Below are 20,961 nucleotides of genomic sequence, written 5' to 3' on the forward strand. Positions count from 1 at the left end.
ATCACCCTCCTATTCCTTTGTCTATGGAAGCTCCGGTCAGTTTATTTACCAGCCAGTTTACAAACAGCACGATCGCTATGATAACCAGGTTGATAGCGTTGGCGTACTGGTCCCAGCCCTTCTCATTGTACTGGAACAGAATCGTCGTCAGCACCTTGTTGGCCGGAGTCACCAGCAGCACAAACAGGGACAGCTCTCTCATACAGGAGATGAAGGGGAGCAGATACCCGGAAATCACCGTGGATTTCTGGATCGGAATGATAATCCGCACCATCCGCTTCCACCAGCTGACTCCCATAATCATTCCGGCCTCCTCAATCTCCTTGCTCAGCTGCAGCATGGAATTGACGCCGGACCTGGAAGCCATGGGCATATATTTCACGCTGCCGATGATCGCCAGCAGGGCAAAGGTTCCGTACAGCGACGGAATCGGCCCTCTTCTCACTGCAAACAGCGACAGATAGATAGCGGAAAATGCCATCGCCGGTATCAGATACGGGATAAACGTCAGGTTCTCCACAAAGGAGGATAATTTGGTCCCTCTGCGGCGGACAATGGCGTAACCTGCCAGGAAGCCCACGGTTCCGGCGCCCAGCGCGCAGACCACGGACAGCTTCAGACTGTTTATCAAGCCCTTGTAAACGTTGGGGTTCACCAGGATGCCGGCCTTGTCCTGCACATCGTTGGCATTTCCCGCGCTTGCCAGCCAGAAATCCAGGGTGAAGTTGGACGGAGAATAGTTCCCCGGAATCTTAATCACCGACTGGAGCACAAAGCTGACCATGGGGATAATGGACACGCACAGCACCAGCGCCATCATAATGATGCTGATGGCATTTCTTCCCCCCTTCAGGTTGAACAGGGAAATGTTGGCGCTCTTGCCGGTCACCGTGGTGTAGGATTTTCTGCTGCCGATAATCCTCTGATTGATAAACATAATCACCAGACTGATGAGAATCATCACCAGGGCGATGATATAGCCATAACCCGGATTCATGCCGTTCAGGGTCCGGTATAACTGGGTCGTCAGCACGTAGTAGCGCACTGGCAGTCCCAAGAAGGACGGCACCGCGAAGGAACTCATGGCCGACGAAAACGTGAGGATAATGGCGGACAGCACCGCCGGCATTACCATGGGTACGGTAATCTTCCACATCATCCGCTTCTTCGAGGTTTTCAGCACCACCGCCGCTTCCTCCAGATTGGCGTCCATATTCCGCAGAATACCGCCAATCAGAATATAGGCAAACGGGGCGTAATGCAGACCGGTCACCAGAATAATGGGCAGCGGTCCGTAGGCAAACCAGTTGGGCGGCTCCATCCCCGTCAGGGCCGCGAAAATGCCCTGGGCTCCGCCAACGGTGCTGTTCTTAAAAAAGTTCATCCAGGCCAGCGCCAAGGTCCAGGATGGCATGATGTACGGGAACATGAAGAGAGTCGACATAGCGCCCTTCCACTTCATATCCGTTCTCGTCACCAGCCAGGCGAACCCGCCACCGAAGGCCACCGCCACGATACACGGTCCCACAGCGCAGACCAGTGAATTGAGCAGCGGTTTATAAAATATATTGGCGCTGCCGGAATCGGCAAAAATCTTAATCCAGTGATACCAGGTGAAATCTCCCACCTGCGAGCCTTTAATCCTCATCACTTCCGAGTTATGCACTGTCACCGTATCCTTCAGGATGGTCAGCAGCGGCAGAAGCACCAGATAGGATAATACAATCACCAGGGCCAGAAGAATCACATTATACGGTTTTTTCAAAAAACTTTTTACTTTATTCCACTGTTTCAACGGCCTGTCCCTCCGTTCCTGTCTTACTTACCGTTGTCTCTCACATTTCCCACGTTTACTGGGCAATGCTCTGTACGAAATCTTCGATATCCATTCTGTGCTCATATACCCAGTTCACGTCCTCGGCAATCAGAATCTTCTCCCACTCTTCCAGGCTCTTGTCGCCAGGGCCTGCCGGAAGCGCCGGGTTGGCGCTGTAATCGCCCATTCTCTGTGCGTAAGGAGACCAGCCCTCCTCTGTATACAGATACTCGATAAACAGCTGTGCCGCATATGGGTGCTCCGCGTAAGTCGTCACCTGGGAATAAATCGGGTAGTAGAAGCCTGCAAATGGCTGCATGGTGTCCGCAATGGCAAGCTCCAGCCCCTTCTCATCCTTCTTGGAATATTTGTTCAGGGTAAACAGTCCAACCGGAGCGGTGCTCTGTCCCTTGGCGCCTACGGCCTCGGATACCTTCGTGTCGGAGGTGCCAAGCACCATACCGTTTGCGTAAATCATCTTAATCCACTCGTAGCCGGCGTTGTCCGTTGTCAGCTCAATGTCTTTTCCATAGTAATCTTTGTAGGCCGCCGCCATCTCCTGCGCGATATCATCTCTGGTCAGCATGGTGAAGAAGTTCATGTTCACGCCCTCGGAGTTGCTGTCCTTCATCTGGAGAATGCCCTTGTACTGCGGGTCCGTGAACTGCCAGATATTGGTGTAGGTATTCTCATCCGCGTTCTCGCTGTTGTAGATGAATATCTTGTTACAGAACTGGAACACCAGCGGATTCTGCCATTTTTCCGGAACCTTGTCCGTGATTCTGTCGCTCAAATAGTTGCGGATATAACCGGGAGTCACAAGCTCCGCCATCACACGGGCGCCGTCCTGGCAGAAAATGGCGTCCGCACCACCGCTGACACCTGCCACCGCCTCGCCGGAAACCTTCTCTATCATCTCGCTGTCGCCCAGCTGGGTAAACTCTATCGGAATTCCATACTTCTCAGTGAACAGAGCGCCTGATTTTTCCACCACGGACGTACAGGAATAGACTACCAGTTTGCCTTCCTCCTTCGCCTTTGCAATCAGTTCCTCCTCCGACATCCCGTCAACTGCCGCCGCTTCCGTCTGCGGTGCATCGGTGGCTGCCACGGTTGTGGTATCCGCCGCCTTTGTGTCAGTGGTCTGTCCCCCTCCCCCTGAGGAACTGCCACAGCCTGCCAGTGAGGAAAGAATCATTACGGTTGCCATTGTGATTGCCAATTGTCTCTTTTTCATTTGTTAACCTCCCTTTGTTTGATATGATGGTAATTTTGATTTTTAGATTTTATATTTTGTATACAAAATCTACTTTACATATTTGGATTATAACACGGTATTTTTTATTTGTAAATAATATATAAAAAATTCTTTAATTTCTAAACTTGTTTATGCATATCAAACAAGTTATCGTAGAATTTATGGATTCTTTCCTTGACACTCCTATGGGATTGGGATAGAATTTTAATTAGTATGTTTGGAATATTTTACAGGAGATGGATGATGGAAATGGACTATCCGCTTCACCCGCCAGGGACCCTGGTGGACACGATTTATGATGTTATCAAGAAAGAGATTGCCGCCTCCCACTTAAAACCGGGGGAGAAGTTGAACAGCCGAGTTCTGGCGGAGCGGTACCAGGTCAGTGAGACGCCTATCAAGCAGGCGCTGAACCGGCTGATTACGGAGGGTCTGGTGGAGAGCATTCCCAGAAAGGGGATGCGGGTGCGGATGATATCCTGGGCGGAGATCGATGAGATTTTGGAGCTGCGGCTGATGCTGGATTTGTTCTTTGTGTCCGATGTGATAAAGAACCTACGGGAGAATCCGGAGCTGACGGAACAGTTGAACAATACCATCCTGTGTCAGACCGCCTGTCTGGATTTGATTGAGGATGCGGATTACTATAACCGGACCTATGAGCTGGATAACCGGTTTCATGAGCTGTACATCGCTTCCAGCGGCAACTCCAAGGCGCTGGAGGTCTTTCACAACTTAAATTCCCACGTGTACTCCAGTTTTATCTACGGGCGGCAGCCCAAGGAGCAGACGCTGGAGGGCATCCGGGAACACCAGAATATTCTGGGAACCCTGGTGAACGGGGATGAAGATAAGGCAAAAGAATTGATTACCATCCATATCAGCAATGCGAGAAATCATATCTACGCGGCGCTGAAACATAATGACCAGCTTTGACAGGTGTATGAAAAACGGGAGTATCGCTGATAGGATACTCCCGTTTTTATGATTTTTACAGAGGCGTCCTGGCGGACACGCAGTACACATTGACGGTCGTCCCCATCCTGCTGTTGAAAAATACCCGGTCACCGGCGTGGCTGTATATGGGATGGGGATGGGCGTCCTGGCCCAGCCAGTCGCTCTCATGGCGGCACAGGGGTATCCACGTCAGCGTTCCGCTCTCCCAGTCAGGCACGACCTTGCAGATATATTCCGCATCTTTCTTATGAGGGTCCGGACCGTTGTCGGTGCTGTTTTCCCGTACCTTCTTTACTTCCCATGGATATTTAAAATAGCCGTCGCACACAAGATTCCCCTGGCTGTCCATGGTGAAATGGCCGTAGGCGTCATAATCTTTTGGCAGTGCGATTTCCCAGTATTTCCCGCTCTCCGGCTCATATCTGCCCACCATGGCGGGGCCGTCTGCATAGCCGCCGTGATAGATGATGGTTCTGCCGTCATCGCTCCACATCTCATGGCAGACCCAGTCCTCCGCCTTTCTCTCATAGCCGGCCGGATTGCCCAGCGTGTCATTTCCCTCCGTCCGAATCCTGGTTATGGTGTCAGTGCTGTGGTCATAGAGCCAGATTCTCCGGATTCCACAGTCGAAGCTGGACCATTCATGGTTGTACATCACCTGCTCCGAGTTCTGTGGGTTAAACTGAACATGGGTAATCCAGCATTTTGGCACCTCTTTCTCATATAGAAGCTCACCGCTGTCCGTATCGTACACACACAGATAACTGCTCAAATTCTCCTCCTGGCACCGGCCGTCAATATCGTATACCGGCCGCTTATCCAGACCACTGCCCTCCGTCTCCGGATTATAATCCAGACAGCGTCCATCCGTCATTGGCACGCAGAGTAATTTTCCGTCGCTGCTGACATGGGTAAATGCCGTCATCCGCCCGTCCGGCACCGTATTCAGTACCTGACTCTTCCCGTCCAGTCCCACTTTGCAAATCTTATCATCCTGAATATAATACACAATATCCCGGACCGAATCCAGGCACACGCTGGCCTTTCCAAGCCCCTGGTTATAATCCCCGTCAAAGTACACATAGCTTTTCAGCGTTCCCTTCCGGTTGTCCGTCAATATCCGTTCTTCCCCGGTAACCATATCCCGCACCATCACATTGGGGCTCCCCATCCGATCTGTCAGCATATAAATCCTTCCGTCATCCTGACTTAAAGACGAGCAGGTGAAATACAAAAGCTGGGTGTCATATTCCTCCCTGTCGGCGCATCCGCCCACAAGCATTTTCCCGTTTAAAACCGTCTGTTCCATACTCATATTTCCATCCTCCATTTATCATGAACAATTGCGCCCAGCTGATGCGGCCTGGCGCAGTTGTGAAGTTATCTGATTCCTATCTACGCTTCCAATTCCCGCTCCTGATAATCTTCCACTTCTTTTCTGGTACTCTGAAGATGTTTCTTCATCAGCCGGGCCGCTTTCTTTCCGTCCCGCTTCTCCAGCGCCTCCAGAATCACCGTGTGATAATAAATACCATTCTGATATCCCACCAGATGATTCAGCTGGCGATGATAGTCCACCGTATTGTTTAACACCTCGTTCAGCCCATGGTACAGCAGCATATTGTCCGACGCCCTGGCAATCTCCCGATGAAATGCCATATCACAGCGCACAAATTCCTCGGAGTTCCCCACGTTTTCCCGCATCTGCTCCAGTTCCTCCCGCAGCCTGCCAAGTCCCTCCTCCGTGATATGCTCCGCCGCCAGGGCCGCGGCCCCTTTTTCGACAATGATGCGGTACTCCAGGGACTTCATAATATCATGAAAACTGTAAGCATTCCCCTCCGCTCCCGGATGACCAAACACCGTAAGGTCGCCGGATATCAAAAATGTCCCCTTCCCGTGCCGGCTCTCCATCATCCCAAGGGCGATAAACTGCTGAATCGCCGCCCGCACACTGGCACGCGACACCCCCAGCTCTCTGGTCAGCGCATTCTCCGAAGGAATCATCTCCCCCACCTTCCAGGTCCCATTCTCAATATTCTCTTTCATATAGGCAATAATCTGCCCCGTGACATTGTTCTTAACCACCTTCATAACTTCCCACCTCAAACTCATCATACCATCTTGTCTGACAAGCTGCAAGTGGATTTTTCCTGTCAGGCCCTCTTGTGCAAAATTAGCAAAAAATTAAAATCCCTATTGACATCGTTCCAACAAAATGATAACATGAGCGTAGTAAATGAAACAGGGATTGTAACTTTTCACAAAAGGCATTACCCTGAGGGATACGGATTGTAACTTCTTGGAAGGCATTACCGAAATAGTGTACTATGGCTGTTTTGGGCGTCTTTGTAAGGAGTTTTTTTATTTCTGGAAAGAGGGTAATGATAATGTTTGGATTTAAGAAAAATGTGGACAGTAACATTTATGCGCCGGCAGACGGCAGATTGATTGCACTGGAAGATGTGCCGGACCAGGTATTTGCATCCAAGGTGCTGGGGGACGGCGCCGCCATTGAGGTGACGGGCGAGGAGATTTGCGCTCCCTGCGACGGGCGGCTTGTCATGCTGGCGGACACGAAGCATGCATTTGGAATATCCGCTGACAACGGCGTTGAGGTTCTGGTTCATATCGGCCTCGATACGGTGGAATTTAACGGTACGGGATTCACGGCATTAAAAGCGGTGAACGACAGAGTGAAAAAAGGTACTCCAATTATCCGGCTGGACAGAGAGTTTTTTCAATCTCAAAATGCCTGCCTCATCACACCCGTGCTGATATCCAACAGCGCCGGCTGTCCGTTCACGCCGGAGACCACCGGTAAAGAGGTTGTGGCAGGAGAAAGTGTTGTGATTCGTTTTCAATAGAAACGGGGGAGGGTCATGCAGGTCATCAAAAAAATCAACAACAATGTCGTGATTTGTCTGGATAACAACAATCATGAACTGATTGCTTTTGGCCGCGGAATCGGATTTCCGCCGACGCCGTACGAATTGAACGATATCAGTAAAATAGACAGAACCTATTATGGGGTAAATTCCTCCTATCTGGGACTGATTAATGAAATTCCGGAAAATATCTTTGAGGTGTCCGCCAAAATTGTGGATATGGCCGTCAATTATATTGACTGTGAGTTGAGCAGCAACCTGGTCTTTACGCTGGCAGACCACATCAACTTTGCCATCGAGAGAAACCGGGCCAATATGAATTTCAAAAATCCCTTTCTATATGATATCCAGTATTTCTATGAAAAAGAAATGGATATCGGCAATCTGGCCTTAAAAATGATTCGGAGATACTTAAAGGTCAATCTGCCGGAGGAGGAAGCAGGAAATATCGCCCTCCACTTTATCAATGCGGAGGCGTTGAACGAAAAAGATAAGGAATTCAACTTCAGCGATACTATCATAGAGGAGGTTACCCATCTGATTGAGAAGGAGCTGGACATCCGCATCAAGCGGGAAGACTTTAATTACTCCAGATTCGTCTCCCACCTTCAGTATCTCATCAAGCGAAAAGATACCGCGGGAAATGCCTCCAGCGACAATATCAAGCTATGTATGGAAATGAAACAGGAATTCCCACAGATTTACCAATGTGTGCTGAAAATCAGAGATTATATGGCAAAGAAACTGGAGTGGGAACTCAACGAGGAAGAACAGCTTTATTTAATTTTACATGTAAACCGGCTTTATGCAAGAGAGGATTGTAACCGTTAAGGGCATTACCAATGCATAAAAGGATGAGGAATGTCATTCTTTTTGCATTGGTTCTTTTTTTGAGTCGATACAATGGACTGGCGCGCAATCCATTGTTTTGAAAAATAAAATTATATTTAGGAGGAAATCATGGCAAATCAAACTTATCACGAACTGGCTGCAGAGATTTTGAAGCTGATTGGTGGAAAAGAAAATATCAGTTTTTTTACTCATTGTGTCACACGTCTCAGATTTAACTTAAAGGACCAGAGCCTGGCAGACGAGGAGGCCATCGGCAAGTTAAACGGCGTCCTCGGCACCAAGATACAAAACGGACAGTTCCAGGTGATTATCGGAAACAAGGTAAACGAGGTCTACGCTGCATTCTGCGAACTGGCCGGCCTGGAAAAAAAGGACGGTATCAACGAAAATCTGGATTTGGGCATTGCGGAGAAGAAAAAATTTACTCCCGGAATGCTCTTGGAAATCATCAGCGGCTGCTTTGCTCCCGTTATTCCGGCTTTCGCCGGCGCCGGTGTCCTGAAGGGAATTCTCACTCTGGTGAGCACCTACGGATGGATGTCCGGAGATTCCGGTCTCTATATCATGATGAATGCGGCGGCTGACGCTGTCTTCTATTTCCTGCCTTTTATTCTCGCCTATACCAGTGCGAAGAAATTCAAGGTTAACGAGGTGATGGCTCTCGTCATCGCGGGTATTTACATGTACCCGACCATCCTCAACAATGCCGGCAGCTCCATAAATGTTCTGGGGCTGGATGTCACTCTTATCAAATATGCGTCAACCGCGCTGCCAATCCTGTTATCCGTATGGATTATGGGATACATCCACAGATGGCTGGAGAAGCATATTCCAAGCTGCCTGAGAGTTGTTCTGGTTTCCGCCATTCTTCTGCTGATTATGGCGCCGCTTAATTTAATTGTGATTGGACCAATTGGAAATACGGTTGCGGTATTTATCGGAAAAGCCTTCCAGTGGTTATTTGACAAAGCCCCGATTGTTGGCGGTTTCGTGGATGGATTTACCAGACCGCTGCTTGTCTTTACAGGAACCCATGTGACGCTTGGGCCTATTATGATAAACAATATCCAGACGCTGGGCTACGATATGCTGAGTCCCGTACACTGTGTTCAGGCCATGGCAGCAGCCGGTATGTGTTTCGGTGCTTTCCTGAAGGCCAGAAATAAGGACAATAAAGCGGCAAACTTCTCCGCGTTTATCTCTGCGTTTATCGGAATCACGGAACCGGCTCTTTACGGTGTGGCCTTCCGGTTCAAGAAACCACTGCTGGCCCTCATGGTTGGCGGCGGTGTGGCCGGCGGATTTGTGGCGGCTTTGGGGGCAAAAGCCATCAGCTTTGCCATGCCGGCCCTTATCTCACTGCCGATTTACGTAGGTTCTATCCCCACCGTGCTGGCGGGGCTGGTCATCGCCTTTGTACTGACTGCGGCGCTAACCTACATCCTGGGTTTTGATGAAACGATTGAAAAAGACCAGAAAGCAATTGAAGCAGAAAAGAAAAATGTCATATAAGGAGGAAAGATAACATGAGTTTTCCAAAGGATTTTTTGTGGGGCGGCGCTACTGCCGCATCCCAGGTAGAAGGTGGCTGGAATGAAGGTGGAAAGGGACTGGATACTCAGGACTGCAAACCACAGTTTTCCAATCTTACAAGGGAGCAGAAGAACAGCTGGGAGTACAAACAGATGACCAGCCAGAAATTTGAGGACGGAAAAGCCTGTCAGGAAGTGGGAAACTATCCGTTCCGTTTCGGCAGTGACGAATATCACAGATACAAAGAAGATATCGCTCTGTTTGCGGAAATGGGAATGAAAGTGTACCGTCTCTCCATCAGCTGGGCCAGAATTTATCCCAACGGAGATGACGAGAAACCAAACCAGGCTGGAATTGAATATTATAAAAATGTATTTGAAGAATGCCATAAACATCATATCAAAGTGTTTGTTACTATGCTCCATTACGCCATACCGGTTCATTTGGTGGATGCCTATGGCGGGTGGAAAAACCGGAAACTGGTGGATTTCTACCTGCGGTATGCCAAAACGCTGTTTGAGAACTTTAAGGATGACGTTGATTACTGGCTGCCATTCAATGAAATCAACGCGGGCCGTTTTAATCCTTACAATGGTGTCGGGCTGATAAAAGACAGGGAAGAGCATTACGACCAGTCCGTCTATCAGGCTATCCACCATCAGTTTATCGCCAATGCGCTGACCGTCAGGCTGGCCCATGAAATGATGCCTGGAAGCCAGGTGGGCTGTATGATTGCCAGATTCTGCCACTATGCTGCCACCTGCAATCCGGCCGACCAGCTGACACAGATGTTTGACGAACAGTACACCAACTGGTTTTACACGGATGTCATGGCCAGAGGCCGTTATCCAAAATACATCGAACGGCATTTTAAACAGCGGAATGTAAGCATTCATTTTGAGCCGGGCGATGAGGAGCTTTTGCTGAATTATCCTGTGGACTTTGTCGCATTTTCCTACTACTTCACCCAGGTTTCCACCGCCGATGAGACATGGGAAAAGACGGACGGCAATCTGGTGATAGCCAATAAGAATCCATATCTGGAGAGCAGCGAGTGGGGCTGGCAGAAGGATGCCATCGGGCTTCGAATCACACTGAACCAGGTTTATGACCGCTATCAGAAACCGATGTTTGTAGCAGAAAATGGACTTGGCGCCGTGGATACCCTGGAAAGCGATAACACGGTTCATGATCCTTACCGCATCGCCTATTTAAAGGACCATGTAAAGGCCATGAGCGACGCCATCGATGATGGCGTTGAGCTGTTAGGCTATACCATGTGGGGAATCATCGATTTGGTCAGCTGCGGCTCCATCGAGATGAGCAAGCGGTACGGAGTCATCTATGTGGATGCCGATGATGAAGGAAACGGCACCTTCAACCGATACAAAAAAGATTCGTTCTACTGGTACAAAAAAGTCATCGAATCAGACGGGACAGACCTTGAATAGATGAAATGGGGCTGGCGTACAACTTATGTTGATACGCCAGCCCCATAATGTTGTCACCTGACATCCCTATGACCGCTTGTGACCTATCTCTCCTCATCATTACTGCAAATCTGCAGTCTGTGCTGATACTTCTCTTTCGTGGCCATGCCGCCGCGGATATGGCGCTCGGACTTATTCACATCCAGAACCACCCGGGCCCGGGCCGCAAGGGATGGATTGATATCCTCCAGACGGTCCGTGACATCTTTATGTACCGTAGATTTGCTTATCCCAAATTTCTTCGCCGTCTGCCGTACCGTGGCATTGTGGTCTATGATGTAATTGGCGATGGCTACCGCACGTTCTTCGATATATTCCTTCAAAATGAATCTCCTGAAGATGTTTTTTACATCATATGCATGGAAAAACAGGATTAGCACACCAATGTACAATTTCTACACGTCCCCGAGAATCAAGTTCAGATACTCAAAATTCTTCTTTGCATTCTCCATTTCATCCACAGCCCGGTTCTCACTTTCCAGCATAATCCAATCAAAATTCCCCTCATAAGCGCGAAGAATTTCTCTTACATTATTACAGTCGTCCGGTCGACCCAGAAAACTTTCATATCCTGTAATATTGGAATATGGTTTCAGATGGAGAAGTGCTTCCCGAAAACTGTATTGGCGTAGAGTCTGACAGCAGTCTTCTCCCGCACAAATGGCTCTTCCGGTATCAAATTCCATCATAATTTCCGGCCTGAGATTGTTAAATAACAACTCAAATACCTTCTGCCCGTCATAATTCAACAGGAACTCATGATTATGATTGTGATAAGCCAGTCCAAGACCTCTGGCTGACAGTTTTTCGTAAAGTTGATTCAACCAGTCCAAATGGCGCAGCCAGACATCTCTGCATTCCTGCTCTCTGCTGTGGCCGATGTTCCAGTCGCCCCCCAGACACGGAACTACTATCAAAGGGCATCCCACCGCTTCCAGGTATGACACAGTCTCCTCGTAGGTATCCTCCTGAAGATCCGCCCACTCCGTATGCCAGCCAATCATCTTCATTCCGGTACGCGCTTCCATCTGTGCTGTCACATTTCTATCAAACATGCTGTGATGTCCATAATATTCAATTCCGCGGTACCCCATGTTTGCCAGCGCCTGAAGAGTTTCCTCCAGATTCGCCCACGCATGTTCATGTACCGTATACATTTGAATGGCTAAACGTTCCCGACAGTCACCTCTCATCACTCACCCTCCCCAAAGGCCGCCGCTCTCATTCCAACCGCCGCCGCGCCAATAAGTCCAACATAATCACTGTTTAAACCAGTCACTTCTATCCCCTCCTTCAGAAATCTGGCAGCCATAGGACTTATCTGCTTTTTCACCCGTTCCATCAGACGTCCGTCCGTAATCAGACCTCCACCCATAATAATCTTTTCCGGATCCACCATCCACAAAAGGTTGCTGATCGTTTCCGCAACAGCCTTCGCCGCGTCCTGAGCCAAAACTTCACACAACGCATCGCCTCTGTCTGCCAGTTCAAACACGCTTCTCCCATCAATCCGCCCGCTTTCCGGAAATACTAGCGCCGTATATGGATATAGCCCTCTCAATGCTTTCGCCCTGTCATGTAATCCCATACCGGAGGCCAGCGCTTCCACACAGCCCATGCGTCCGCATGCACACTGCATCCCACTTTTGCTGTCTGTCACATGATGTCCCACTTCTCCTCCACAAAAATGAGCTCCGGTCAGCATCTTCCCATCTATCACGAATGCCGCTCCGATTCCTGTCCCAATATTCATATAAATAAAATTCTTACAGTCTTTCGCCTTTCCAAACACCTGCTCCGCAGCCGCCCCGCTGCGCACATCATTATCAATGCCACAGGGTATTTTGTAATGCCCACTCAGGATTTTTACCACATCCACCGTCTCCATTCTCGGCTTCTGGATTTCCAGCCAAAGCCCATTTGCTGAATCGACACGTCCAACCATCCCCATGCCGACTGCCTTAAAATCCAGCCCCGGTTCCAACAAATATTCTTTCAGGTATTCATCCGTACATGCTAAGACAGAAGCCATCACCTCCGTCTGCCCTGCCCCGGCAGCGATGGCGGACGGATAACGTCTGCTTCGCAGTACGTTTCCTGATGAATCCACCTCTCCCACCAGCAATTTAGTCCCCCCTAAATCCAGTCCCAGAAAAACTTCTTTTCCTCTCTGTCGTTCCATACTTTTCCTCCTCTGCGGTCAATCTCACTTACCCCTTTACCGAGCCAACCGTCAGTCCCTTGGCAAAATATTTTCTTACAAATCCAAATGTAATCATAACCGGTATGGTGGCAATAAAAGCCATAGCCATACGCACAGTCCCTGACGGAATATTTGCCATAATTGAATTGACGTCCGAAGTGACATTTCCATTCTGTGACAGAAACTGAATATCCATCATTATCTTGTTTAAAAAATTCTGCATACTGAACAGCTTCGGTTCCGTCACATACAGCATCCCATTGTACCAGTCATTCCAGTAACTGATTCCTATGAGCAGCCCCACCGTCGCCAAAATCGGTGTGGAAATGGGTAAAACAATCGAAAAAAAGGTGTGCAGTTCTCCAGCACCATCAATATGGGCAGATTCAATTAATTCTTTCGGTACATTATTCCGGAAATAGTTTCTCATCAGCATCACATTAAATCCATTGACCAGAAGATTGGGAATCAACTGACCAAACAGCGTATTCTTAATATGAAGATAATTCACATACATAAAATAAGTTGGCACCATTCCCCCATTAAAAAGCAGGGTAAACACCACAAAAAACATCAGTACCCGGCGAAACGGAAGTTCATCCCGTGCCAGCGCATAAGCCAGCATCATGGTGAAGAACAGACCTGCTGCCGTGCCTGCCGCCGTCACTAAAGCTGAAACGCCAATCGAGCGGATGATAGCCGTGGACTGGGTAAATAAAAACTCATAGGCCGCAAGGCTCCATTTTTCCGGAAAATAGGAGTACCCTCTTGTGTTTAATATATCATTGTCCGTAAAGGAGGCAGCTGCCATCAGCAAAATGGGAAGCACACATGCCAGTGCCGCCAAAGTAAAAGACACATAGGCAATTACCTCTATCTTTCGGCTTCCAGAATATTGTCTCTTCTTCATCACATACACCTCCTAAAACAACGCATTTTCCGGGCTGGTCCTGCGGACAATCAGATTTGCCGCCAGCACCAGAATAAATCCCACAATTGACTGATATACACCTGCTGCCGACGCCATCCCCACATCCCCCAGCTGAATCAATGAGCGGTATACATAGGTATCAATCGTATTGGTCACCTGATATAGAGCCCCTGAATTCTGAGGCACCTGATAGAATAGTCCAAAATCAGAGTAAAACACTTTTCCAACTGCCAGCAGCACCATCGTTATAACCGTCGGTTTTAAATAGGGCAGCGTTATAAATCGAATTTGCTGCATTCTGGACGCTCCGTCCAGCTTTGCCGCCTCATAATACTCCTCACTGATTCCTATAATGCCCGCATAATAGATTAACGCCAGAAAACCAAAATTCTTTAGTGTGTTGATGAATAAGAGTATCCACGGCCACGGACCAGGTGTCGCATACCAGGACACCGGCTCCCTGGAAAGCAGCGGAAACAACTGGGTATTTATAAAACCATTGTCAGTGCTCAGGAACGCAAAAGCCAGATATCCTATAATAATTGTCGACAACAGGTATGGCAGAATCATGGTTGTCTGAAATACTGTCACCGCCCTGCTGCTTCGTATCTCATTCAGAAGAATTGCTGCCGTCACCCCTGTTACCGTATTCAGTACGATAAAAACCAGATTATAGCATATCGTATTTCTCGTAATGACAAACGAGGTAGAGGTGCTGAACAGGTAAGTAAAGTTCTGCCAGCCGCACCAGGGGCTCCCAAAGATTCCATCCTTATAGTTAAAATTCTTAAATGCGACCACCAGCCCAGCCATTGGAATATAATTATTAATCAACAGATATCCCAATCCAGGCAGTGCCATCAGATACAATGGCAGATACCGTCTCCACTTGATTTTTTTAGTCTTTTTCTTCATGTTATCCATATCTTCCAACGTTCCCAGCTCCCTTTTACTGTGCTGCGGCCCAGGCATCCAGCTGTGCCTGTTTCTCCGCTATAACCTTCTCAATTCCGGCCTCCTTCAATGCCTGACGGAATTTTGGAAGATAAACATCCGGGTCCATTTCTCCATTTTCCAGTCCAAACCGATATTCATTGGTGACATTGTTCAGTGCCGCAATCTCCGTCTTAACTGCACCGGAATCAAACGAAAAACCACAGGCTTTCGATTTTTTCGAACTGTTATTAAACTCTGCCATTTTATCGTAATAATCATCTTCCCCAGTATTTTCCCATACATAGGAAATTAACTGATTGCCAAACTCCCATCCACAGTTCATGCCATATCCGGTATTGTCCGATGTTACACCCTCCGGATATGTAATGATATTCTTCGTTCCATCCACATGCACATAATGGTCACCCTCTACGCCCCAGTCAATGATATTGATGACTTCCGGGTCCGTATACATCAGGTTTAAAAATTTCATTACTGGTGTCTGGTCCTTGCAGGTAACAGGAATCGCCATCACAACACCATTCATGGATGTGGTAGTGGTCAGCGGGTCAGCCAGCCAGGCGCCCTGCGTCGGAATCCCGCTCATATTCTCAATAACCGGTGCCGTTGCAATATGGTAATCACACATATTGGCAAATACCTTTCCTGACTTATAAAGCGGCATCCCGGTATCCGGATTCACGGAACTGTCCTTCAGAATATAGCCTTTCTCATACCAGTCGTGTATATAATTTACGGTATCCTCATACCACTGGGTTTCATACAGGTTTTCTACCTTCAACTCCCCCTGCCCATAATCCATCAGGACTCCAAATCGGTCGCCAAGGCTATCATAGGTGGCAAAACCGGAATCCATGATTGAAGTGCCGTTATTCTGGGCACACACCGGAACCATGTCCGGCTCCAATGTCATCAGCTTATCAAACAGACCAGCCAGCTCATCCGGTGATTTGACCTTCTCCGCCTCCTCCAAAAGTCCATGCTTTTCCAATATATCTTTATTCATACTGACGCCTCTCACGTTCGCCATATCCTTTAATACCGGAAATCCATAAACACTGCCGTTCACTGTCGCTCCCTTTATGTAATCTCCCAGCGCTTCCGTGGCGTCTTTTGCCTCTCCGCTTAAAAGTTCCGGCTCCATAGCTGCCAGCTTATTCTGAGCCACCGCTACCGCAAATTCACTTCCAAACATATTAAACAAATCCAGTTTTTCCCCACCCGATATCATCAAGTTAATCTGCTGCATATAGGTACTCATACTCATCGGAACCAGTTTGACTTCCACATTAATTTTTTCCCTTGTCACTTCATTGAGGGCGGCTTCCACCTTGTCCATATCTGTGGGAATCAATACATTGCAGAAAAATGCAAATGTAATCTTATCCGGTTCACTCACTGCCACTGGAGTTTCCTCTGCCTGCTTTCCCCCACATCCGGCCAGCATAGACGCTGCCAGTACTGCCGCAGCCAAACGGCTGGCATATTTGTTTTTCTTCATTTCCTTATCCTCCTCCATTTTTATCAACTGCTTTCATATCAAGGTTGTACGTTTACTTTATCGTTTTTCTCATCCCGGCTCTATATAAATCTCGACCTGTTTTTAGGAAAAATAGACTACCATTTCCATATTCTTTGATTTTTTATGGTGAACATTGTATAATTATTGTATAAAAATAGATTGGAGAATCACTATACCAAATCATGAAAAGACCGATTATTTTACGCTTAAAACAACTCCAGGAAACTTCCGGAAGTGAGAAAATTATCGCCATATTTGTATTGGCTTTTATCCTTCCGTTGATCATACTTCTTATCATCACCAGTGCCTTTGCCATGGATTCCTACCAGCAGCAGGCTATGCAGACCATGGAACGGATGGCTTCTTATTTTCTGGCCGAGACAGATGATTCTCTCCATAACATTGAAAAGTATCTGGTTAAAAATGCGTCTGAGAATTATGACTTCGGGCGAATTGCCTACGACCAGCCACAATCCCAGAGCGATTCCGAATACCAGTTGTATAAAACCCGTTTTTACCAGTCTCTCCGCCAGAACATTGATTTATATCCCGGTGCCCAGTACTTTTTTCTGTATCAACAGGACTGGGCAGATTTGCTGTTGGTTCCCTGTTCTGATTTTTCCACCCAGTCCTCTGTCTCATATTCTGACATGACAGACTACCTGTCCGGATATCTGGCAGAGTCGCCTGTGGAGGAAGGCCAGTGGACGCTTTTGGAGGTCAACGGAGAAAAACAGCTTTTTCGTACTTTTCGTTTTGGCAATACCTATCTGGGCGCCAATGTTCCGGTCAATCTGCTGCTTGGTAAACTGGAAAAATATAATTTAAACAACTGCGTTTTTCAGATATCAGATTCTTATATGGAATCTAACGGTTTGAAATCCCGCAGACTTCCCTTTACGGACGCCGTCATTCATTTAAATTCCAGCCAGGGCGATTACTCCATCTCCCTGATTATCAATCACCGCAGTTTTTTCACTCCTGCTATGATTGTGTACTGTGCCATCCTGCTTCTCTCCCTTCTGCTGCTGGGGCTGGTTCCCATTTCAAGGCGTCTGCTGGAGAAACAGTTTTACGTACCTCTCAAAATTTTGGTTCATCACATGAAAAAAATAGAGGACGGCCAAACGGACGAGCGGCTTCCGGCAAGACTTGGAGGACCGGAAATGACACAGGTGGCCGGTACCTTCAACCAGATGATGGAACAGATTCAGTTGTTAAAGATACAGGTCTATGAAGAAAAGCTGGCCCAGAGCCGTCTGGAACTCCAGTGCCTGCACCTGCAGCTAAATCCTCATTTTTTTCTAAACACCTTAAACACTGCCTACCTGCTTGTGAAAGCCGGGGAGTTAGATAACCTGCAGTCACTTTTAAAAAGTCTGACCGGATATTTTCGCAGTGTTTTTCAATCCAGTTCTGATTCCACCCAGCTTTCCATGGAGCTGGAGCAGTGTAAAAATTATATCTGCGCCTACCAGATTCGCTGCTTCAAAAGTATTCAGGTTGTTTACAACATAGATGAGTCCTTACTGGACTGCTATGTCCCACCCATGTGTATCCTGACCTTCCTGGAGAATTCCATCAAATATGCCATGGAGAATCTGGATGCCCTTTGTATCACCACTACGGTTCGAAGACTTTTCTCCGATGAACAGGATATCCTGGAAATCACCGTCCAGGACAATGGCACAGGATACTCCGCAGACATCCTTGATTCACTCAATCAGGAATTTGCCGCCCAGCCGCTCACCGGTTCCCATATCGGAATCCGCAACCTTCAGCACCGTCTTTATTACTATTACAGGGGAACCGCATCTATCTCATTTTCCAACGCCAAAGAGGGTGGCGCTCGGACAGTAATCCGGCTTCCATTTGACAGCACACAAGTTATCAGGAGGGATTTACCATGAACGTACTGCTTGTAGATGATGAACCGCTTGTAATTCAGGATATTGCCGCATCCATACACTGGAGTTCTATTGGCGTCCGCCATGTTCTTCTCGCGTACAGCGCTTCCCAGGCCATGGAAAAATTCGAAGAATATGATATCGGCCTGATTATCTGCGATGTGGAAATGCCCCACATCAACGGTCTTCAACTCCTGGCATGGGTAAAAGAACACTCGCCAAACACCAGAAGTATTATTCTGACCTGTCACCCACTGTTTGATTACGCCAAGGAAGCTATCCATTTAAACTGTATTGACTATATTTTAAAGCCGATCGATACGGATGCGCTGGAAGAACTTCTGAAAAAAAGTGTTGGGGAGCTTCTTCGCACCTCCCCGCTTCGTACCCAGGAGGTATTCTGGAAAAACTGTGCCGAGGGGGCTTATCCCGACGCATCGTCACTTCCGGCTGTCGCAAAACAATATGGAATTAGTTCCGAGACAGCCGCTTATGTCACTGTGTCCATTTATTTCACTAATCTGGAAAAACGCTGTCTGGATGACAGTGGGATGTATCAGTCTCTGCTCACTGCCGTATCCGGTTCTTTTTCTGATACGGAGTTTCATCACCTGTTTTTTCTGGACAATACCCATACGATATTTGGTATTTTCTCGGCTGCTCCTGAGGAACTGGCTCCTCTGGCCGCCTCCATCTGCCATCGTCTGGAAGCCCAGCGCTACTTCATGCCCTGGTGCATCACTGCTCTGATTCAGGAATCCACCGATATCCCCACTGCTGTCCGCTCATTTTCTCTCCTGCGGAGTATTGCAAGACAGAGTGGAACAAGCCGTATCCGTATTATCTCAAGAGGGACCGGCGCATCAAAGACACGATTACTACTGCCGGATTCCCCTTATCCCAAGCTGGACGAGGAAGTCCTCCTTCAAGCAATCCGGCAGCAGCTTTCCTCCATTTCTCCGGAACCCACCCGCCATCAGGAGACATTGATTGCCCTCCGGCGGGAACTGGAAGACTGGTTCTTTACTGTTTTGGCCTGCCAGGATATTTCTCCTGCTGAAGCCATGCCCCAACAGAAAATCCATGCGCTGCGCGGAAACGCCATCACCGGTTCGGAAGCATTTCTCACCTGGGCCCAGCAGCTGCTGGCCCAGTTAAATCATGAACTGCGGCAATACCAGCAAAGCCGTCTCACTGTCAACAAAGCCAGAAACTATATTGACCATAACCTTCAATTAAATCTTTCCCGAAAAGAGGTTGCCAGCCAGGTCTTTCTGAATGCGGACTACCTTGACCGCTGCTTTCGAAATGAGCTGGGATTGTCCATCAGCCAGTATGTACTCCAGCAAAAACTGGAACTGGCCAAAGATCTTCTGCTTCACACCAGCAAAAGCATCAGCGATATTGCGGCAGCTGTTGGCTACGGCAATCTCTCCAGCTTTTCCTATATGTTCAAGCACGAAACCGGAGAGACACCGCTCTCCTTTCGGCGAAAATAAAAGCCTCCACGTAAAGGACAGCTATTCGTCCATCTGCGAAGGCTTTTTATGATTCTTATTTCCTCTTCTCTCCTTTTGAAACCCGAAGCAAAACTGCTGCCGCCAGAATGGCCACACCACCTCCCGCCAGTTTCCCAGCCGTCAACGCTCCAATCCGCTCCGGTGCCACGGCAGAACAAAAACCGAGGTGGTCTCCAAACGTAAAGGCAGCACAGACAGCAAAGGCAAAATTCATGACTTTCCCACGGTAGTCCATCTCATGAACCAGAGACATCATCGGCACATTGTTTGCCAGAGATGAGAGAAGTCCCGCCACTGCAGTCTCATTGATTCCCAAGAACTTTCCAAACACTCCCAAAGGGCGTTCCAGAACTCTTCGCATAACTGCCACCATAGGGTAAGCTCCTGCCAGCATCACCGCAATACTTCCCAGTATCTCAAAGGACTCTCGAAGCGGCGCCAGCCCCTTCACCCAGACAATGCCTGTCATCTCCTGAAAGCACCCCGTAATTAAAGCCAGTGTAATCAGGCAGGTCACACATTTTCCAAACAAAATAAATCCCCGGATTGACTTCTCCGGAAACGCAAGCAGCGCCAGCGCCAATAGCAGTGCAAATAACAGCACTGGAAGAAGATTTCGTAAAACCTGTACCGGTGCCAGTCCCATTATCAGACCACCCACAAAACACCCTATTGGCAGCGCTATCAATCCGGCCATAGTTCCAAGCGCCATCGGCTCCCTGTCTTCCTGCCGCAGTACGGACAATGCTACCGGCACACTGAACGTGACAGTGGCCCCCATCATGGATGCCACCACCAGAGATGCAAAGTCGGCTTCCAGTCCATTAGCTGTCATGCTGTGCGCCAGTGGATAGCAGCCCGTATCAATGGGAATCAGCAGAGCCGGCATCATGGCAGGATTAATCCCCGCTCTCGCAGCCACAGGTCCTACCACCCCGGACAGCCAGCCTGCAAGCAGCGGTGAGAATGTGGTAATACCAATCATCGTCAGCGCCAGCGGGCCCAGCGCATGAAATCCATTATCAAACTCTTCCCCCAATCCAAAACGATTGCCGGCAATTTTATCCAAACCGCCGGCAATCAGAAAGAGGGCCATAATAAATACAATGCCTCTCGAAACTATCATC

The 20,961-nt window shown here is 48.3% G+C and carries 18 protein-coding genes; 7 read left to right on the forward strand and 11 right to left on the reverse strand.

Annotation, left to right across the window (positions count from 1 at the left end; all coding sequences use genetic code 11):
- Position 1: 1 nt before the first annotated feature.
- Both HMPREF9473_RS21620 and HMPREF9473_RS21625 read right to left on the reverse strand, forming a co-directional pair.
- Positions 2-1,795 (reverse strand): ABC transporter permease, encoded by a 1,794-nt coding sequence (locus HMPREF9473_RS21620; protein ID WP_006782349.1) that lies wholly within the window; start codon positions 1,793-1,795, stop codon positions 2-4.
- Between the two features lie 55 nt (positions 1,796-1,850).
- Positions 1,851-3,053, reverse strand: coding sequence for an ABC transporter substrate-binding protein (locus HMPREF9473_RS21625; protein ID WP_006782350.1), 1,203 nt, complete (start codon positions 3,051-3,053; stop codon positions 1,851-1,853).
- A gap of 264 nt (positions 3,054-3,317) precedes the next feature.
- On the opposite strand from HMPREF9473_RS21625, the gene HMPREF9473_RS21630 reads away from it, so the two are divergent.
- On the forward strand, positions 3,318-4,010 hold the full coding sequence (locus HMPREF9473_RS21630; RefSeq protein WP_006782351.1) for a GntR family transcriptional regulator: 693 nt from the start codon (positions 3,318-3,320) through the stop codon (positions 4,008-4,010).
- 55 nt (positions 4,011-4,065) lie between these two features.
- On the opposite strand, the gene HMPREF9473_RS21635 is transcribed toward HMPREF9473_RS21630, so the two are convergent.
- Entirely contained in the window at positions 4,066-5,346 is a 1,281-nt protein-coding gene (locus tag HMPREF9473_RS21635) for a hypothetical protein (RefSeq protein ID WP_006782352.1), read from the reverse strand.
- 80 nt (positions 5,347-5,426) lie between these two features.
- Entirely contained in the window at positions 5,427-6,149 is a 723-nt protein-coding gene (locus tag HMPREF9473_RS21640) for a FadR/GntR family transcriptional regulator (protein WP_080568910.1), read from the reverse strand.
- A 266-nt stretch (positions 6,150-6,415) separates the two neighbouring features.
- Between HMPREF9473_RS21640 and HMPREF9473_RS21645 the strand changes: the two genes are divergently transcribed.
- From HMPREF9473_RS21645 to HMPREF9473_RS21660, 4 genes are all read left to right on the forward strand, one after another.
- Positions 6,416-6,898, forward strand: a complete 483-nt coding sequence (locus tag HMPREF9473_RS21645; RefSeq protein ID WP_207636809.1) for a PTS sugar transporter subunit IIA — start codon at positions 6,416-6,418, stop codon at positions 6,896-6,898.
- Between the two features lie 15 nt (positions 6,899-6,913).
- Positions 6,914-7,750 (forward strand): PRD domain-containing protein, encoded by an 837-nt coding sequence (locus HMPREF9473_RS21650; protein ID WP_006782355.1) that lies wholly within the window; start codon positions 6,914-6,916, stop codon positions 7,748-7,750.
- A 129-nt stretch (positions 7,751-7,879) separates the two neighbouring features.
- Entirely contained in the window at positions 7,880-9,283 is a 1,404-nt protein-coding gene (locus HMPREF9473_RS21655; protein WP_006782356.1) for a PTS transporter subunit EIIC, read from the forward strand.
- Between the two features lie 14 nt (positions 9,284-9,297).
- Positions 9,298-10,755, forward strand: coding sequence for a glycoside hydrolase family 1 protein (locus tag HMPREF9473_RS21660; RefSeq protein ID WP_006782357.1), 1,458 nt, complete (start codon positions 9,298-9,300; stop codon positions 10,753-10,755).
- A gap of 83 nt (positions 10,756-10,838) precedes the next feature.
- Here the strand turns inward: HMPREF9473_RS21660 and spoIIID are convergent, their stop codons facing one another.
- The 6 genes from spoIIID to HMPREF9473_RS21690 form a co-directional block, all read right to left on the reverse strand.
- Positions 10,839-11,117 carry a sporulation transcriptional regulator SpoIIID gene (gene spoIIID / locus HMPREF9473_RS21665; protein ID WP_006782358.1) on the reverse strand — a complete coding sequence of 93 codons (279 nt, stop codon included), beginning with the start codon at positions 11,115-11,117 and terminating at the stop codon, positions 10,839-10,841.
- A 72-nt stretch (positions 11,118-11,189) separates the two neighbouring features.
- Complete coding sequence (locus tag HMPREF9473_RS21670; protein ID WP_006782359.1) at positions 11,190-11,987, reverse strand: sugar phosphate isomerase/epimerase family protein; 798 nt, start codon at positions 11,985-11,987, stop codon at positions 11,190-11,192.
- A complete protein-coding gene (locus tag HMPREF9473_RS21675; RefSeq protein WP_006782360.1) occupies positions 11,987-12,976 on the reverse strand; it encodes an ROK family protein in 990 nt (329 codons plus the stop codon). The genes HMPREF9473_RS21670 and HMPREF9473_RS21675 overlap by 1 nt, the downstream gene beginning before the upstream one ends.
- A gap of 28 nt (positions 12,977-13,004) precedes the next feature.
- On the reverse strand, positions 13,005-13,907 hold the full coding sequence (locus HMPREF9473_RS21680) for a carbohydrate ABC transporter permease (protein ID WP_006782361.1): 903 nt from the start codon (positions 13,905-13,907) through the stop codon (positions 13,005-13,007).
- Positions 13,908-13,919: 12 nt separating this feature from the next.
- Positions 13,920-14,843 (reverse strand): ABC transporter permease, encoded by a 924-nt coding sequence (locus tag HMPREF9473_RS21685; RefSeq protein WP_034860015.1) that lies wholly within the window; start codon positions 14,841-14,843, stop codon positions 13,920-13,922.
- Between the two features lie 34 nt (positions 14,844-14,877).
- Positions 14,878-16,386, reverse strand: coding sequence for an ABC transporter substrate-binding protein (locus tag HMPREF9473_RS21690; protein ID WP_006782363.1), 1,509 nt, complete (start codon positions 16,384-16,386; stop codon positions 14,878-14,880).
- Positions 16,387-16,589: 203 nt separating this feature from the next.
- On the opposite strand from HMPREF9473_RS21690, the gene HMPREF9473_RS21695 reads away from it, so the two are divergent.
- Both HMPREF9473_RS21695 and HMPREF9473_RS21700 read left to right on the forward strand, forming a co-directional pair.
- Positions 16,590-18,317: a sensor histidine kinase gene (locus HMPREF9473_RS21695; RefSeq protein ID WP_006782364.1), complete on the forward strand. Its 1,728-nt coding sequence runs from the start codon at positions 16,590-16,592 to the stop codon at positions 18,315-18,317.
- Positions 18,314-19,813, forward strand: a complete 1,500-nt coding sequence (locus tag HMPREF9473_RS21700) for a response regulator (RefSeq protein WP_006782365.1) — start codon at positions 18,314-18,316, stop codon at positions 19,811-19,813. The genes HMPREF9473_RS21695 and HMPREF9473_RS21700 overlap by 4 nt, the downstream gene beginning before the upstream one ends.
- A gap of 55 nt (positions 19,814-19,868) precedes the next feature.
- On the opposite strand, the gene HMPREF9473_RS21705 is transcribed toward HMPREF9473_RS21700, so the two are convergent.
- On the reverse strand, positions 19,869-20,960 hold the full coding sequence (locus tag HMPREF9473_RS21705; protein ID WP_006782366.1) for an ethanolamine utilization protein EutH: 1,092 nt from the start codon (positions 20,958-20,960) through the stop codon (positions 19,869-19,871).
- Position 20,961: the final 1 nt, after the last annotated feature.

The sequence above is a fragment of the Hungatella hathewayi WAL-18680 genome (genome assembly GCF_000235505.1).
Lineage (GTDB): Bacteria > Bacillota > Clostridia > Lachnospirales > Lachnospiraceae > Hungatella_A > Hungatella_A hathewayi_A.